The following is a 14,561-nucleotide window of genomic DNA, read 5'->3' as shown; positions in this document are numbered from 1 at the left end:
AGGCCGCCGCTATAATCGCCGGCTTACCGCGCCATCCTGGCGACTGGGCAATTGAGGAAACAACACCATGGTCAAGATTCGACTGACCCGCGGCGGCGCCAAGAAGCGTCCGTTCTACCACATCATCGTGACCGACTCGCGCAGCGCCCGTGATGGCCGCAACATCGAGCGCGTCGGTTACTACAACCCGGTTGCCCAGGGTGCCGAGTCCCGCATCGTGCTGGACCTGCCGCTGGTCGACAAGTGGGTCGCCAACGGCGCCCAGATGACCGACAAGGTTCGCAACCTGTACAAGGAAGCGACCAAGGCCCAGGCCTCCGCGGCCTGATCCTGACGGGCCGCGCCTGCCGCGGCCCATTCGGTCCATACAGATGAAAGATACCGAGCGCCGGATCCTGCTGGGCAGGATTGTCGGCGCTTTTGGTGTGCGAGGCGAGATCAAGCTCGAGTCCTGGACCGAGCCGCGTACCGCCATTTTCCACTACCAGCCCTGGATCCTGCGTACCCCCGCCGGCCAGGAGAGCACGCTCACCGGTGCGCGCGGACGTCAGTCCGGCAAGCATCTCGTGGCCGTGTTTCCCGACATCACCGACCGCGATGTGGTCGAGGCGATGTACGGGACCGAAGTCTATGTCGCACGCAGTGCACTGCCGCCGCCGAAGCCGGACGAGTATTACTGGGTCGATCTGGAAGGTCTGCAGGTGCGCACCGTCGATGGCGTTGAACTGGGGCGTGCTTCGCACCTGTTCTCGACCGGCTCCAACGACGTGCTCGTGGTGCAGGGCGACCGTGAGCGGATGATTCCGTTCGTGCAGCCCGAGTTCGTCGTCTCGGTGGATTTCGAGGCCAACCTGATCGTGGTCGACTGGGATCCGGAGTTCTAACCCGGATGCGTATCGACGTCGTCACGTTGTTCCCCGAGTTCATGGCACAGTCGGCCGCGCTGGGCGTGGTCGGCCGTGCCGCTGAGCGCGGCCTGCTCGAACTGCACGGCTGGAATCCGCGTGACTATGCCGAAGGCAACTACCGCCGGGTGGACGACCGTCCGTTCGGCGGTGGCCCGGGCATGGTCATGCTGATCGAACCGCTGCGGGCCTGCCTGGCGGCCGCGAAAGCCGCCGATCCGGCGCCCGCACCGGTGATCTACCTCAGCCCGCAGGGCAAGCCGCTGACCCAGGCCAAGGTCCGCGAACTGGCGGCACTGCCGCGGATGATCCTGCTCTGTGGCCGTTATGAAGGCATCGATGAGCGCTTCCTCGAGGCCGAGGTCACCGAGGAGATCTCGCTCGGCGATTACGTCCTGTCCGGCGGTGAGCTGGGCGCGGCGGTGATCGTCGATGCAGTGACCCGGCTGCAGGAGGGGGCCCTCGGCGATGCCGAATCGGCCGCCCAGGACAGTTTCGAAGGCCCGCAGGGTCTGCTGGACTGCCCGCATTACAGCCATCCGGCCCAGCATGAATGGGGCACCGTCCCCGATGTGCTGCGCTCGGGCAACCATGCCGCCATCGCCCGCTGGCGCCGGCAGCAGTCGCTGCTGCGCACGGCGCTGCGGCGGCCGGACCTGCTCGACGAAGGCCGGTTGTCCAAGGCCGACCGCCTCCTGCTGGAGCAGGCGCGGCAGGCGGATGCCAAGTATCCGACCCCCTAGCGCGGGGGCCGGATCTTGTTTACAATTCGGGATTGCCATCGGCCTTTTGGGGCCCGTTGGCAGGATCCCTACAAAAAACGTGCAGCACAGTCCGGTGACTGCATGAGCCCACGTTGTCGAACGACACGACCACCCGAACACTATCGGTGCACCCATGAGCAAGCTGAACAAATCCATCCTCTCGGACTTCGAATCCGCCCAGATCACCCGCGAGCTGCCGAAGTTCAGCCAGGGTGACACCGTCGTCGTCAACGTGAAGGTGAAGGAAGGCAACCGTGAGCGCGTCCAGGCTTACGAAGGCGTCGTCATCGGCACCAAGAATGCCGGCCTGAACTCCGCGTTCACCGTCCGCAAGATCTCGCACGGCTACGGCGTCGAGCGCGTTTTCCAGACCCACAGCGCCATCATCGACTCGGTCGAAGTGAAGCGTCGTGGTAAGGTCCGCGCCGGCAAGCTGTACTACCTGCGTGGCCTGGAAGGCAAGGCTGCCCGCATCAAGGAAGATCTGGCTGCTGCTGCGCAGGCCAAGGCCGCGCGCCTGGCTGCCAAGGCTGCCCAGTAATTCCCGGCCGACAACTCCGGTTGTCGCCTCAAACGGCCACCTTCGGGTGGCCGTTTGCGTTTGTGGCCGCGTGATGGAGAAGCACATGGACCGTTATCCCGCTGATGTTCGCAACGCCCTGAAGGCCATGGCCGACGCCAACGTGCCACCCGCGCTGCGCGCACCGCCGATGCATCGGCTGTTGTGGCGCATGGGGCTGCGCGTGCCGCCACCGCTGCTCGCCAGCTTCAGTGCCAACCTGTTCGTGATGGGCGGGCTGTTTGGCGTGTTGTGGGGCGTGTTGTGGCGTGCCTTGATGGGGCTGGTGCTGGACCTTGGCTCGCTTACGCTGGGTATCACCATCGGCAGTGCTGTCATGGCCGGGCTGTTGTTCGGCGTGCTGATGGCGCTGCTGATGCGCTACCAGCGCCGTCGCTACCAACTGCCCGCCTGGAAGACGCTCCTGCAGGGGCGCGCCCCTTAATCCGGCCGTGCGGTGCCTGCCGGGGCCGGCTGGAGCGGCGTGCTCGGGTTCGGGTCCGCCACGGGCGAGGGGGGCGAAGCGGGGACCTCGGCCGGCGCGGCCAGCTCCTCGTGGTGGCTGGGCAGCATGCGCGCCTTGCGCCAGCCGCCCCAGCGGTAATACGCCAGCGACATCAGCATCGCGCAGAACGAGCTGACCGGGAAACTCCACCACACCGCATCGGCGCCCCACCGGTCCTGCAGCAGTTCGGCGAACGGCACGCGGATGCCCCACAACGAGGCGGCCAGGATCAGCAGCGGCGGAATCACCGCGCCGGTCGAGCGCACCACCCCGGAGATCACGAAGTTCACGCCGAAGAACAGGAACGACCACACCGCGATGTGGTTGAGGTGGCGCGCCACTTCCAGCGCCTGGCTGCCTTCGGGCAGGAACAGGGCCAGCGTGTAGCGATCGAGCAGGATCAGCGGCAGGATCAGCACGCCGGTCAGCAGGAAGTTGTAGAGCACGCCGCTGCGCGCGGTGCCGCGCACGCGGTCCCAGCGCTGCGCACCTACGTTCTGTGCGGCCATGGTCGAGCACGCCGCGCCGATCGCCATTGCCGGCATCTGTACGTACGTCCACAGCTGCAGCGAGGCGCCATACGCGGCGGCGGTGTCGGTGCCGTAGCTGTTGACCATGGTCATCATCAGAATCATCGACAGCGAGATCAGCACCATCTGCAGGCCCATCGGCACGCCCTTGACCACCAGGGCGCGCAGGATCTCGCCATCGATCTTGAACAGCGCCATGTCCTTGCGCCCCAGCCACAGCACATGGCGCTTGTTGCGCATGTACCAGAGCAGGCCGAGCAGCGAGAGGGTCTGCGCGATCAGCGTGGCCCAGGCCGCGCCGGCGATACCGAGCTGCGGGAAGGGGCCGATGCCGAAGATCAGCAGCGGGTTGAAGCCGATATCCAGCACCACCGAGAGCAGCAGGAAGCGGAACGGCGTGCGTGAATCGCCGACGCCGCGCAGCGCCGAACTCAGGAAGGCGAAGGCGTACAGCGTTGGCATCGCCAGGAAGATGATGCGCAGGTAGGCCTCGGCCAGCGGCAGGGATTCGGCGGGCGTGCCCATCGCCGCCAGCAGCGGGTGCGACAGCCACCAGCCGGCGATCGCGATCACGACCGACAGGCCGATGAAGAACGTCGCACTGGTTCCCATCACGCGCCGGGCCTGGCGAAGGTCGCGTGCGCCCATCGACTGCCCGATCAGGATCGAGGCGGCCATGCCGATCCCGAACACCGAGCCGATCAGGAAGAACATGATGTTGTTGGCGTTCGCGGTGGCGGTGAGCGCGGCTTCACCAAGGAAGCGGCCGACCCAGATCGCATTCACCGAGCCGTTCATCGACTGGGCGATGTTGCCGGCCAGGATCGGCAGGGCGAACAGGAACAGGTTGCGCCCGATCGGGCCGGTGGTCAGGTCAAGCGGCGCTTTGGCCATGGGGATGTCCGGGAGCAGTGAGCGGGATGCAATGGATGTGCCGCGTACGTTAGCCCTGTCGATGTGATTCGAGTGAATGCGCAGGAGTTCCAGAGTATTCAGTGGGTTGCGTGTGAAAAAAATTCCGATACCGACAGTGATGTGGTATAAAATTGACGAACATTCATCCACCTATCTAGGGTCATCGCCCGCCTCGCGCCGTAATGCCGTCTCAGGAGAGTGCTTTTGTTACATGGATCGTTGGGCGGCGTGCAAGACGGAAAGACGTTCCTGCACCGTACGCTGGAAGCGAAGGCTGCGCTGGATGCGCTCTTCAAGGTAGGTGATCTGGTCATCGCGATGCTGGCAGCCGCGGTGGCCTATGTCATCCATTTCGGCATGGTGGCGATCAGTCCGCATGAGCGCTCGATCATCGGGCTGCTCGTGCTCTATGGCCTGCTGTGCTTCTCGCTCTCGCCGCTGTATCGCCAATGGCGCAGCCGGCCCTTCCTGCGCTGCGTGGGAATGCTGCTGCTGGTGTGGACGGGTGTCTTCTCACTGTTCGCCACCCATGCGCTGGTGGTCGGCTCGAGCGACAGCGTCCCGGTTCCCTGGCTGCTGACCTGGTTCGTCCTCGGCTATACGGGACTGGTCGGGTGGCGGATCGTGGTGCGCGCACGCATGCATGTGCTGAGGGCCAAGGGCATCGATCGGCAGCGGGTGGTCGTGGTCGGCCTTCGGGCCCCCGTGCTGAAGCTGCACCGACATCTCAAGGCCCGCAACGGCAGTGGCATCGAGATCATCGGCTACTTCGCTTCGCACGAGGATATTCCCACGCCCCGGCACAGCGACAAGCCGCGCAAGCTGGGGGCGCTGGATGCCCTGGACACGTACCTGAGCGCGAATCACCACAGCCTCGAACAGGTGTGGGTGTCCCTTCCGCTGTCCGATACCGGTGAAGTCAAGAAGCTGCTCAAGCTGCTGGAACGCTACCCGGTGCCGGTCAAGCTGGTGCCCGACATCCATGGCTTCAGCATGCTCAACCCCACCGTCGAGCAGATCGGCCCAGTTCCGGTCATCAATCTCCGGCAGGGTCTGGTCAAGGGCAACTACATGGTGGCCAAGCGGGTGGAAGACCTCGTGGTGGCCAGCATCGCCGTGCTGGCACTGATGCCGCTGTTCCTGGTGCTGGCCATCGGCGTCAAGCTCAGCTCCCCGGGTCCGGTGCTGTTCCGCCAGCGCCGGCACGGGCAGGGCGGCAAGGAATTCTGGATGCTCAAGTTCCGCTCCATGAAGGTGCACCAGGAGTCGGTCGGCACGATCGTCCAGGCGACCCGTGGCGATCCGCGGGTGACCCGCTTCGGCGCCTTCCTGCGGCGCACCAGCCTCGATGAACTGCCCCAGTTCTTCAATGTCCTGGGCGGCAGCATGTCCGTCGTGGGGCCGCGTCCGCATGCGGTGCAGCACAACAATCACTATGAGCGCCTGATCGAGCGTTACATGCATCGCCATTACGTCAAACCCGGCATCACCGGATGGGCCCAGGTGCATGGGTTGCGGGGCGAGACCCCGGAGCTGCGTTCCATGAAGAAGCGCGTCCAGTACGACATCGACTACATCCGGCGCTGGAGCCCGGGCTTGGACATGGCCATCATCGTCATGACGGTCGCCAAGGTGCTGGGGCAGAAAAGCGCCTACTAGGTCACGTTTCCCCCCAGATCGCGGGTGTTCAAGACGCGCTGCGATCCAAAAATTCTTGGGAAATCCTGCCCTTGCGGGCGATCCTCGACCCTCGGGTCCGGGCCTTGGGGTATCCTGTTGGTTTGGGCGCGCGGCCGAAATTTCGGCCGTGCACGACATTCCCATTACGGGAGTGCATCAGGATTGGAAGTCGTGTTCAAGCATATTCTCTTTGTGTGTGTCGGCAACATCTGCCGTAGTCCTTCCGCTGAAGTCATGCTGCGGGACGCCCTTGGCGACCGGGGCATCCAGGTTACCTCGGCCGGACTGGGGGCGCTGGTAGATCATGGCATCGATGCCACTGCCCAGGCGCTGCTCGTCGAGCATGGCCTGGACGGGACGGCCCATCGTGCGCGACAGATCAGTCCTGCCATCCTGTCCGCTGCCGACTTGGTGCTGACCATGGAGCGCAAGCACGTCAAGCGCATCACCGAACTGGCGCCGGAAGCTTCTGGAAAGACCTTCCTGCTGGGCAAGTGGCAGGACGACCGCGACATCCCCGATCCCTACCGCCAGCAGCGACCGGCCTTCGAACACGTCTACAAGCTGATGGCTGAAGGCGTGGAGAGCTGGAAACGTTACTTGTAACGCAGTCGCCGACATCGAATCACTTCAATACTTCGAGCAAAGTTCTTCACCTATGACGAGTCAAGACTCCCGAGCCGCCACGGCCGCTGCGGATGAAATCGATCTGCGCCATCTGCTGGGCGCCCTGGTTGACCAGAGATGGTTGATTGTAGGTATTACCGGGATATTCTTCGCGGCGAGCGTTGGTTACGCGCTTCTTGCGACTCCAATTTATCGCGCCAATGCCTTGGTTCAGGTCGAGTCCAAGGTCCCCTCGGTTCCAGGCCTTGCAGATATTGGCCAATCGCTTGGTATTGGCAGTGGCAAGGCCGCGGCCACGACCGAGATCGCGCTTATTACGTCGCGATCCGTTGTTGGCAGCGCAGTTGACGAGCTCAACCTGGATATCGACGTCCAAGCGGTTCGCTTTCCCGTGCTGGGGTCGTTCCTGGTCCGCCGGGCTGAAGCGAAGTCGCCTGGCACCCTTGCTCCGCCTTGGTTGGGGATGAACAGCTACGGCTGGGGCGGGGAGTCGCTGGAGGTTTTTCAGCTGCAGGTCCCTGATCGGCTTCTGAATCAGCAGCTGACGCTCGTGGCGGGAGAAAAGAAGGGCGCTTTCACGCTGGAGAACAGTGATGGCGGCGTGCTTCTGGAAGGTCGCGTTGGCGAGCCTGCCGAACGCAATGCAGTGAAGATCCAGGTGGGCAAGCTCGATGCCAACCCGGGTACCCGTTTCAAAGTAACCAAACTCCGGACGCTGAACGTGATCAGCGACCTGCAGGACCAGGTGCAGGTGATCGAGTCCGGAAAGGACTCCGGCATTCTGTCGCTTGGATACGAGCATCCCAACCCTCTCGCCGCACAGGAGTTCCTGCAGCATGTGGCGCAGGCCTACGTTCGTCAGAACGTGGAACGCAACTCGGCAGAGGCGTCGGCGCAGCTGACATTCGTCAAGGAGCAGCTGCCCAACGTCCGCAGGCAGGTCGATGCTGCACAAGCATCGATGAGTGCATACCAGACACGCGTTAATTCCGTTGACCTGACGCTTCAGACAAAGGGGCTCCTGGATCAGGAAGTTACCGTTGAGGGGGGCATCCAGCAGCTTCGGTTGCAGCAGGCGGAGATGGACCGCAAGTTCACCCGGGACCACCCCGCGTACCAGGCGCTCGTTCGTCAGATCAGTCAGCTGGAAGGCCGCAAGGCGAGCTTCCAGAATCAGGTCAAAAAACTGCCGGATGCTCAGCAGGAGATTCTGCGCTTGACCCGCGATCTCCAAGTCAGTAATGAAATGTATACGGCCCTGCTCAATCAAGCTCAGCAGCTCGACGTCGCGCGAGCAGGCACTGTGGGCAATGTGCGAATCGTCGATGCAGCGGCCGTAGATTCGACAAGTCCCATCAAGCCCCGCAAGTCGCTGGTCGTGCTGATCGGCACGTTGCTCGGCGGCTTCATTGCGGTAGCCGTCGTCCTCCTCCGCCAGCTGCTCAATCGCGGTATCGAGGACCCCGCACAGATCGAGGAACTGGGGCTCCCTGTGTACGCGTCCATCCCCACCAGTACCAGCCAAGAGTCTGACTCGGTCCGTGGCCGTGGGCCGGGCGACGGCAAGGTGCACGTCCTCGCAATCAAGGATCCGGCTGACCTGGCTGTCGAGGCGGTCCGAAGCCTTCGCACGAGCCTTCATTTCGCTCGTCTGGAAGCCAAGAACAACGTCGTGCTGATCTCTGGTTGCAGCCCGCATGCGGGTAAAACCTTCGTGTCTGCAAATCTGGCCGTTGTCATGGCACAGGCAGGGCAGAAGGTCCTGATCATCGACGCCGACATGCGAAAGGGTACGCTGCATAAGGCGTTCGGCATGAAGCAGACGCCTGGACTGTCCGACATTCTGGTAGGAAAGGCATCGTTCGAGCAGGGCATCCGCGCAATGCCGGGGTTGGAGGCACTCAGCTTCATCTCCCGAGGCGAGGTGCCGCCGAATCCGTCCGAGCTCCTGATGCATGAGAACTTCACTTCCTTGCTCGAGCAGGTCTCCAGTAACTACGACCTGGTGATCATCGATACGCCCCCGATCCTGGCGGTTACTGACGCGGCGGTCATCGCGCACCATGCCGGCACCAGTCTGCTCGTTACGCGATTCGGCTTGAACCAACCGCGAGAAGTAGAGCTCGCCAAGAAGCGTTTCGAGCAGAACAATGTCAAGTTGAAGGGAGCAATCTTCAACGCCGTCGAACGTCGGACGACCGGCTACTACAGCTATGGCTATTACCAGTATCAGTCCACTGAGGACTGATACTCGGATTCTGCTGGGGCGGGGATGAATCCTCTTCAGCTGCGAGTGCCAAGCCTTCAACGAAGCCGGTATGCGGGCTCAGGCTCGTCATCCGCGAATTTGCCATCCACCCCGGTGTTCGCTCCCGGGGCAGCGCGATCCAGTCGCTGCGCGCCGCCAAGTCAGGCGTCGGATGAACTGTGTCTTTCAAATTTGGTGCGTACTTATGGATAAGAAAAAGATTGCAATAGCGGGAACGGGCTACGTCGGCCTGTCCAATGCCGTTCTGCTCGCCCAACATCATCATGTAGTCGCCCTGGATCTGGACGGTCGCAAGGTTGATCTGATCAACCAGCGCAGGTCTCCGATCGTCGATGCGGAAATCCAGCAGTTCCTGGACAATGCCGCCCTTGATCTCACGGCAACATTGGACAAGGTCCATGCATACGAGAGCGCTGATTTCGTCATAATCGCGACCCCTACCGACTATGACGTGAGTACGAACTATTTCAATACTTCGTCGGTTGAATCCGTCATAGCGGACGTCATCTCCGTCAATCCCGCTGCGGTAATGATCATCAAATCCACCGTGCCGGTCGGTTTCACCGCAAGCATGCGGCGGAAGTTCGGGGTCGATGGAATCATCTTCTCCCCTGAGTTTCTTCGGGAAGGACGTGCGCTATATGACAACCTTCATCCGAGCCGAATTGTTGTCGGTGAGCGCTCCCCGCGTGCGGAACAGTTCGCGGAACTGATGAGGCAGGGTGCCGTAAAGCAGAACGTGCCCCTGCTCTTCACCGAGTCGACGGAGGCCGAGGCCATAAAGCTGTTTGCCAACACGTATCTAGCGATGCGCGTGGCGTACTTCAATGAGTTGGATACCTACGCCGCAAGTCACGGCCTGGATCCCCGGCAGATCATTGAAGGTGTCTGCCTGGATCCGCGGATCGGCGCCGACTACAACAATCCATCGTTTGGATACGGGGGCTATTGTCTTCCCAAGGATACGAAGCAGTTGCTGGCCAACTACAACCAGGTTCCACAGAATCTGATCCAGGCCATTGTCTCCTCCAACTCCACACGCAAGGACTTCATCGCTGACGATATTCTTCGCCGACGTCCCAAGGTCGTTGGCGTGTATCGGCTGATCATGAAGTCCGCATCCGACAACTTCAGGGCGTCCAGCGTCCAGGGCATCATGAAGAGGATCAAGGCCAAGGGTGTGGAGGTGATCGTCCACGAGCCCGTTCTTGAGGTTGAAGATTTCTACAACTCGCCTGTGGTCAATGACCTTGGTGCTTTCAAGGCGCGATGCGACGTGATCATTGCGAACAGGTTGACCGCCGAGATCGCCGACGTGGGCGACAAGGTTTATACCAGGGATCTATTCGGGGTTGACTGAGATCTCGAATGCTCCGCTGCCCGCGAGGGTGGCCGCTTCGGTCCCACTGTCCTTCCTCGCTTGCTTATGGTCGACAAGATGAACATTGATGGCTTCTCGATTCAGGGTGTGATTCCGAACGTCGAGCGGAGCCTCCACTATTCATTAAAGAAGAGAATGCCGTGAGGATTGCTTTTCATTTTCCGCGCCTGGCCAGTGGCGGGGTCGAAAAGATGCGGATCGTGCTCGCGACGGAGCTTCTTTCAAGGGGCTTCGAGGTGGACTTTGTACTCTGTCAGGCCCACGGTGAGTATTTTGACCAGGTGCCGCCGGGAGTGCGGATAGTTGATCTGAAGGCAGGCAGGACGCTGACGTCGATTCTGCCCCTTGTCCGCTACCTTCGGGCGGTGCGGCCGGAGTGGTTGGTGTCGAGCCTCGGGCCTCAGAATATCGTCGCGATCCTGGCCGCGCGTCTCGCGCGGTCGAAGACGAAGGTGTTCGTCACCCAGCACAATGCACTTACCCGGCAATCAAGCAGTGAGTCGCTCGCTCAGAGGGTTGTACCGCTGCTCTACCGGCGGTTGCTCCCCCTTGCGGATGGTGTAATTGCAGTCTCCCACGGCATCGCGGAGGATGTGTCCCGGGCGTGTAGATTTCCGATCGAGAATATCAGTGTCATCTACAACCCTGCGTACATGGCGCAGGAACCGGAGGACGGACTGGCGCCGGTTCCCTTCGGTGCGCAGCGTTTCATCCTCGCGATCGGAAGACTGGTTGAGCAGAAGGGCTACGATGATCTGCTGGCGGCATTTGCAGTCGTCGCCGAGGCGGATCAGGACGTCCATCTGGTGATACTGGGTAATGGGCCTCTGCTCGCCCCTTTGCAGAGCTACGCCGTGGAGTTGGGCATCAATGCCCGGGTGCATTTCATGGGGTTCGTCAAAAACCCCCGGCCCTTCCTTGCTCAATGCAAGGTCTTCGTGCTCGCTTCGCGCTACGAGGGGCTTGCAAATGTCTTGGTGGAAGCACTTTCCGTTGGTGCAAAAGTGGTATCGACCCGCTGCGACTATGGTCCCGAAGAGGTGCTTGCCGGTGGAAAGTTCGGGCACTTGGTCCCCGTCGGGGACCGCGCTGCATTGGCTGGTGCAATACTCTCATCACTGGATAAAGAGGTTGATGTCGAGGCGCTGGTCGGGCGGGCGAAGGATTTCTCGGCGCCCGTCATTACCGACCACTACCTGAGAGTGCTGGGCAATGGTGCATAGCAGACTCTGGCTGGCGTACTGGTCGCCCTACCGCGGCCGCCGCCCCCTCCGTGGCCGGCTCGCCGCACTCAGGGCAAAGGCGAGGGTCGCATGATCATCGCGCGCACACGCAATGCGCTACGACACCCGGTCGTTGGGCTGGTCATGAATCGTGGCCTCGGTCAAGTAGCGGTGCTGCTCAGTACGTTTTGGGTAGCACGATTGGTGACGCCGGATGTATACGGTGAGTTAGGGCTCTTTACATCGTTCTGCGCCCTTCTATCCATGGCATCGGGCGCCCGCTTTGAAATTCGCGCCCTTGTCTGCAAGACCGACGCTGCCCGTCGAAACTTCGTCGCAATGTCGTATGCAGTCAACCTGTGCCTGTTGCTCATTGCGCTACCGCTTTGCGTAACTGCTGCAGTTCTCGGCCTTGCACCGCCGTGGGTGGCATTGGTGCCCATCGGCGTTCTCCTGTCATCCCTGGTGACATATGTGCTGCCGACGCAGAACTCGTCGCCAGGGCAGCTCTCACGCTTGGGACGCATGAATCTGTTGGTGTCTTTCTCCACGGCGGTTCTGCAGATCGTGGGTGCGAAGATTGCTCCGATTGGTCTGTCTCTGATCGGTGCGCGCGTCGTCGCGTGGGCTGCTGGTGCCCTGCTGCTGCGGTCGGACGTTTCAACCGGGGTTTCAAACGCCCGCTCGTTGAAAAAGGCGGATGCCCGGAGGATCTATCGGTCATCAAGGCAGGAGATATTCTACGGATCTTCATCGGCGCTTCTCAGTGTCGTCGAGCTTCAGTGCGCCGTGTACGTTCTCTCGCTCTTCTCTGAAAAGCATGCAGTTGGCATGTACTGGATGGGGTTCAATCTGCTTTTCGTTCCCTTCTTCGTCGTCTCTGGAAGCCTGCGCCCTTTGTTCCTGCGCCATCTTGGCACGGCTAGGAAGGGGGGGGCGATGGCTCGTCGCATGTTCCGGTATGTTGCCATCTCCTTCGCCGCCGGCCTTGTCACAGTAGTCCCGCTGGTCATGTTGGCCGTGCTGGTGACCCGTACACTGCTGAGCGATGACTGGCAGGACGTACAGTTCTTCGCTGCCCTGTTGGGTATCACATTGCTCGCGCTCGTGGCGCGGCTCCCCATTTCGTTCGCGGCATCCGCGCTGAGGTTGCAGCGCCTCAACCTGGCGTTCGGCGTAATCCAAGTCCTGTTGAGGATTTTCTCTCTCGCCATCCCGCTATGGATGGGCTACACCGTGATCTCGGCGATGGCCTGGTTCACCGTAGCGGCAAGCTTGGGATACGTGATTCATACATTCGTGAGTCTCTGGTTCATCAGGAGAGCAGAATGAACAGATGGCTCTCCGTTAATCCACAGGCTCTTGGTGACTCTAGTTGCAAGGCGATGCTCGTGGAAGAGGCTGAGGAAATCCTGCGGCACATCTACGTTGGTTGCCGCAACGTGAGGAAGATATGCTTGACAAGCTGATGTACAGAATTCTTGGTGGCGTCGCATTTGCGAGGAGAAAAGGAGCGACTGTCGGCGAAGGCTGCCGCATCCTGACCAGCCGATTTGGCTCGGAACCCTGGTTGATCAGCATCGGATCCCGGGTGACTGTCAGTTCCGACGTCGTCTTCGTCAATCACGATGGCTCAGGATGGCTGGTGTCGGATGAAAAAGGACGGCGGTATCGCTACGCGAGAATCTCGGTGGGCGATGGCTGCTTCATCGGGGCCGGTTCCATGATAATGCCGGGCGTGCGGATCGGTTCCCGGTGCGTCGTTGGGGCTGGCTCTGTCGTGACCAAATCCATACCCTCCGGCTCTGTGGTGGCTGGAAATCCTGCGAAGTACATTTGCGAGTATGACGATTTTGTCGACAAAGTACGCGGATGGCGGGCAGAGGTCGAGATGTCCGGCGAAACAAGAAGGCAGCGCGTGGATAGCATTCTGGAAGAAGGTTACAAAATGGAATTGAGAAAGGGCGTATCCGATGTTAGTTGAGCACTCCATCCCACCGCAGTCCGTCGATCGCCTGGTCATCCATCAGTTCGACCCAGCGCGACCCTCCCCGGGTGGAATCGACACCTGCCTGAGGGGGATCGCTCGTTACTTCCCCAGCGACAAGAGTCTGGCCTTTGTTGGCGTGGACGCTGGCGCGGACATTCCTGGTCGCCAGGTCGGGAAGTGGGAGCGCCATAATCTCGGCGGCGCCGATTTCTGGTTTCTTCCTGCTGTTCGCCTGGACCCGGGGAACCAGTCCCGGCTGATCCCTCACTCGATCCGACTGTTCCTGGCCGTCGTCATGAACTGGCGCAAGCTTCCGGCGAGCGAGGCGTTTCATGTGCACCGGATGGATATGGCGGCTGCGGTCGGGTTGCTGTCCGCGCGTCCGCAGGTGTACTTCGTCCATACACAGGAAAATGGTCTGACCGGGAAGACATCCGACAGTTTCTGGAGGTTCTTTGGCGGTCTGCATCATGTGCTGGAGCGGCGGGTCGCCAAAAGAGCGAGGGCCATCATGGTCTTCAACGATCAGTATGCGCAGACGGTGAAGCAGTGGAATAAACGAACACATTTCTTCCCCACGTGGTTTGATCCTGCACTGATCGAGCAGGAGCCCGCTCATGAGAATCCAAATTCGATCATATGGGTGGGACGGTTCGAAGTACCCAAGGATCCCGAGCTGGCAGTGGCTGTGTTGGAAGCGCTGGTTTCGGTTGATCCGGCTACACCGTGGACGCTCGAGATGCTCGGTTCCGGAACGCGATTCGAGTCAGTGGCTCGCTTGGTGGAGCGTCTGGAGCCGAACGTAAAAGGTCGTATTACACTGCATGGCCGCGTCGGGCCCAAGCAGGTGGCACAGGACATGGCCCGGGGTGGCGTATTTCTGATGACGTCGCATCCGGGCTATGAAGGGTTTGCCCGCGTGCTGGTCGAAGCCATGGCATCGGGCCTCCCAGCGGTGGTCACTGAAGGGAGCGACACGGGCGGCATCGTTCGCGATGGAGTGACTGGTTACACCTGTGATCGCAATCCGCTCAACATTGCGCAACGCGTCATCAGCTCCCAGAAGATTGAGCGCTGGGGAGTGTCCCAAGCGGTGAAGGGCTTTGACGCACCAACGTTGGTAGGGCGGATATTTGCATTGTCTGGCAAGTGACCGGATTTCGTACCACAAGATGCCGACTGGCCTCGTGCCCCCTGTCCGGATCCGGTCATG

The 14,561-nt window shown here is 61.3% G+C and carries 14 protein-coding genes; 13 read left to right on the top strand and 1 reads right to left on the bottom strand.

Annotated features, from left to right (window positions below; translation table 11 throughout):
- Positions 1 to 67 precede the first annotated feature (67 nt).
- The 5 genes from rpsP (at position 68) to HDC96_RS08090 (ending at position 2,673) form a co-directional block, all read left to right on the top strand.
- Entirely contained in the window at positions 68 to 328 is a 261-nt protein-coding gene (rpsP, locus tag HDC96_RS08110) for a 30S ribosomal protein S16 (RefSeq protein ID WP_017356068.1), read from the top strand.
- 43 nt (positions 329 to 371) lie between these two features.
- On the top strand, positions 372 to 884 hold the full coding sequence (gene rimM, locus HDC96_RS08105; RefSeq protein WP_176990034.1) for a ribosome maturation factor RimM: 513 nt from the start codon (positions 372 to 374) through the stop codon (positions 882 to 884).
- Positions 885 to 889: 5 nt separating this feature from the next.
- A complete protein-coding gene (gene trmD, locus HDC96_RS08100) occupies positions 890 to 1,648 on the top strand; it encodes a tRNA (guanosine(37)-N1)-methyltransferase TrmD (RefSeq protein ID WP_179459471.1) in 759 nt (252 codons plus the stop codon).
- A 154-nt stretch (positions 1,649 to 1,802) separates the two neighbouring features.
- Positions 1,803 to 2,210: a 50S ribosomal protein L19 gene (gene rplS / locus HDC96_RS08095; RefSeq protein ID WP_019184486.1), complete on the top strand. Its 408-nt coding sequence runs from the start codon at positions 1,803 to 1,805 to the stop codon at positions 2,208 to 2,210.
- 85 nt (positions 2,211 to 2,295) lie between these two features.
- On the top strand, positions 2,296 to 2,673 hold the full coding sequence (locus HDC96_RS08090; protein WP_179459470.1) for a DUF6404 family protein: 378 nt from the start codon (positions 2,296 to 2,298) through the stop codon (positions 2,671 to 2,673).
- Here HDC96_RS08090 and HDC96_RS08085 read toward each other — a convergent pair.
- Positions 2,670 to 4,157: an MATE family efflux transporter gene (locus HDC96_RS08085; protein ID WP_179459469.1), complete on the bottom strand. Its 1,488-nt coding sequence runs from the start codon at positions 4,155 to 4,157 to the stop codon at positions 2,670 to 2,672. The genes HDC96_RS08090 and HDC96_RS08085 overlap by 4 nt on opposite strands.
- Positions 4,158 to 4,406: 249 nt before the next feature.
- Here HDC96_RS08085 and HDC96_RS08080 point away from each other — a divergent pair, with 249 nt between their 5' ends.
- The 8 genes from HDC96_RS08080 to HDC96_RS08045 all read left to right on the top strand — a co-directional run bounded on the left by HDC96_RS08080 (position 4,407) and on the right by HDC96_RS08045 (position 14,501).
- Positions 4,407 to 5,837 (top strand): undecaprenyl-phosphate glucose phosphotransferase, encoded by a 1,431-nt coding sequence (locus tag HDC96_RS08080; RefSeq protein WP_343203000.1) that lies wholly within the window; start codon positions 4,407 to 4,409, stop codon positions 5,835 to 5,837.
- Positions 5,838 to 6,029: 192 nt separating this feature from the next.
- Positions 6,030 to 6,464 carry a low molecular weight protein-tyrosine-phosphatase gene (locus HDC96_RS08075; RefSeq protein ID WP_179459468.1) on the top strand — a complete coding sequence of 145 codons (435 nt, stop codon included), beginning with the start codon at positions 6,030 to 6,032 and terminating at the stop codon, positions 6,462 to 6,464.
- A gap of 52 nt (positions 6,465 to 6,516) precedes the next feature.
- Positions 6,517 to 8,733 carry a polysaccharide biosynthesis tyrosine autokinase gene (locus HDC96_RS08070; protein ID WP_179459467.1) on the top strand — a complete coding sequence of 739 codons (2,217 nt, stop codon included), beginning with the start codon at positions 6,517 to 6,519 and terminating at the stop codon, positions 8,731 to 8,733.
- A 205-nt stretch (positions 8,734 to 8,938) separates the two neighbouring features.
- Positions 8,939 to 10,114, top strand: coding sequence for a nucleotide sugar dehydrogenase (locus tag HDC96_RS08065; protein WP_179459466.1), 1,176 nt, complete (start codon positions 8,939 to 8,941; stop codon positions 10,112 to 10,114).
- A 161-nt stretch (positions 10,115 to 10,275) separates the two neighbouring features.
- The gene (locus HDC96_RS08060) at positions 10,276 to 11,358 is read left to right on the top strand and encodes a glycosyltransferase (protein ID WP_179459465.1); all 1,083 of its coding nucleotides are present in this window, start codon (positions 10,276 to 10,278) and stop codon (positions 11,356 to 11,358) included.
- A 90-nt stretch (positions 11,359 to 11,448) separates the two neighbouring features.
- Positions 11,449 to 12,690, top strand: coding sequence for a hypothetical protein (locus HDC96_RS08055; RefSeq protein WP_179459464.1), 1,242 nt, complete (start codon positions 11,449 to 11,451; stop codon positions 12,688 to 12,690).
- A 121-nt stretch (positions 12,691 to 12,811) separates the two neighbouring features.
- Positions 12,812 to 13,342, top strand: a complete 531-nt coding sequence (locus tag HDC96_RS08050; RefSeq protein WP_179459463.1) for an acyltransferase — start codon at positions 12,812 to 12,814, stop codon at positions 13,340 to 13,342.
- The gene (locus HDC96_RS08045; protein WP_179459462.1) at positions 13,332 to 14,501 is read left to right on the top strand and encodes a glycosyltransferase; all 1,170 of its coding nucleotides are present in this window, start codon (positions 13,332 to 13,334) and stop codon (positions 14,499 to 14,501) included. The genes HDC96_RS08050 and HDC96_RS08045 overlap by 11 nt, the downstream gene beginning before the upstream one ends.
- Positions 14,502 to 14,561 lie beyond the last annotated feature (60 nt).

The organism is Stenotrophomonas sp. JAI102 (genome assembly GCF_013409105.1).
Lineage (GTDB): Bacteria > Pseudomonadota > Gammaproteobacteria > Xanthomonadales > Xanthomonadaceae > Stenotrophomonas > Stenotrophomonas maltophilia_AA.
This window is presented reverse-complemented; position numbering and strand designations above follow the sequence as displayed.

Coding starts and splice junctions, on each gene's coding strand:
- HDC96_RS08050 (WP_179459463.1), top strand. CDS start 12,812: ATGCTTGACAAGCTGATGTACAGAATTCTTGGTGGCGTCGCATTTGCG.
- trmD (WP_179459471.1), top strand. CDS start 890: ATGCGTATCGACGTCGTCACGTTGTTCCCCGAGTTCATGGCACAGTCG.
- HDC96_RS08085 (WP_179459469.1), bottom strand. CDS start 4,157: ATGGCCAAAGCGCCGCTTGACCTGACCACCGGCCCGATCGGGCGCAAC.
- HDC96_RS08090 (WP_179459470.1), top strand. CDS start 2,296: ATGGACCGTTATCCCGCTGATGTTCGCAACGCCCTGAAGGCCATGGCC.
- HDC96_RS08045 (WP_179459462.1), top strand. CDS start 13,332: ATGTTAGTTGAGCACTCCATCCCACCGCAGTCCGTCGATCGCCTGGTC.
- rpsP (WP_017356068.1), top strand. CDS start 68: ATGGTCAAGATTCGACTGACCCGCGGCGGCGCCAAGAAGCGTCCGTTC.
- HDC96_RS08055 (WP_179459464.1), top strand. CDS start 11,449: ATGATCATCGCGCGCACACGCAATGCGCTACGACACCCGGTCGTTGGG.
- rplS (WP_019184486.1), top strand. CDS start 1,803: ATGAGCAAGCTGAACAAATCCATCCTCTCGGACTTCGAATCCGCCCAG.
- HDC96_RS08065 (WP_179459466.1), top strand. CDS start 8,939: ATGGATAAGAAAAAGATTGCAATAGCGGGAACGGGCTACGTCGGCCTG.
- HDC96_RS08070 (WP_179459467.1), top strand. CDS start 6,517: ATGACGAGTCAAGACTCCCGAGCCGCCACGGCCGCTGCGGATGAAATC.
- rimM (WP_176990034.1), top strand. CDS start 372: ATGAAAGATACCGAGCGCCGGATCCTGCTGGGCAGGATTGTCGGCGCT.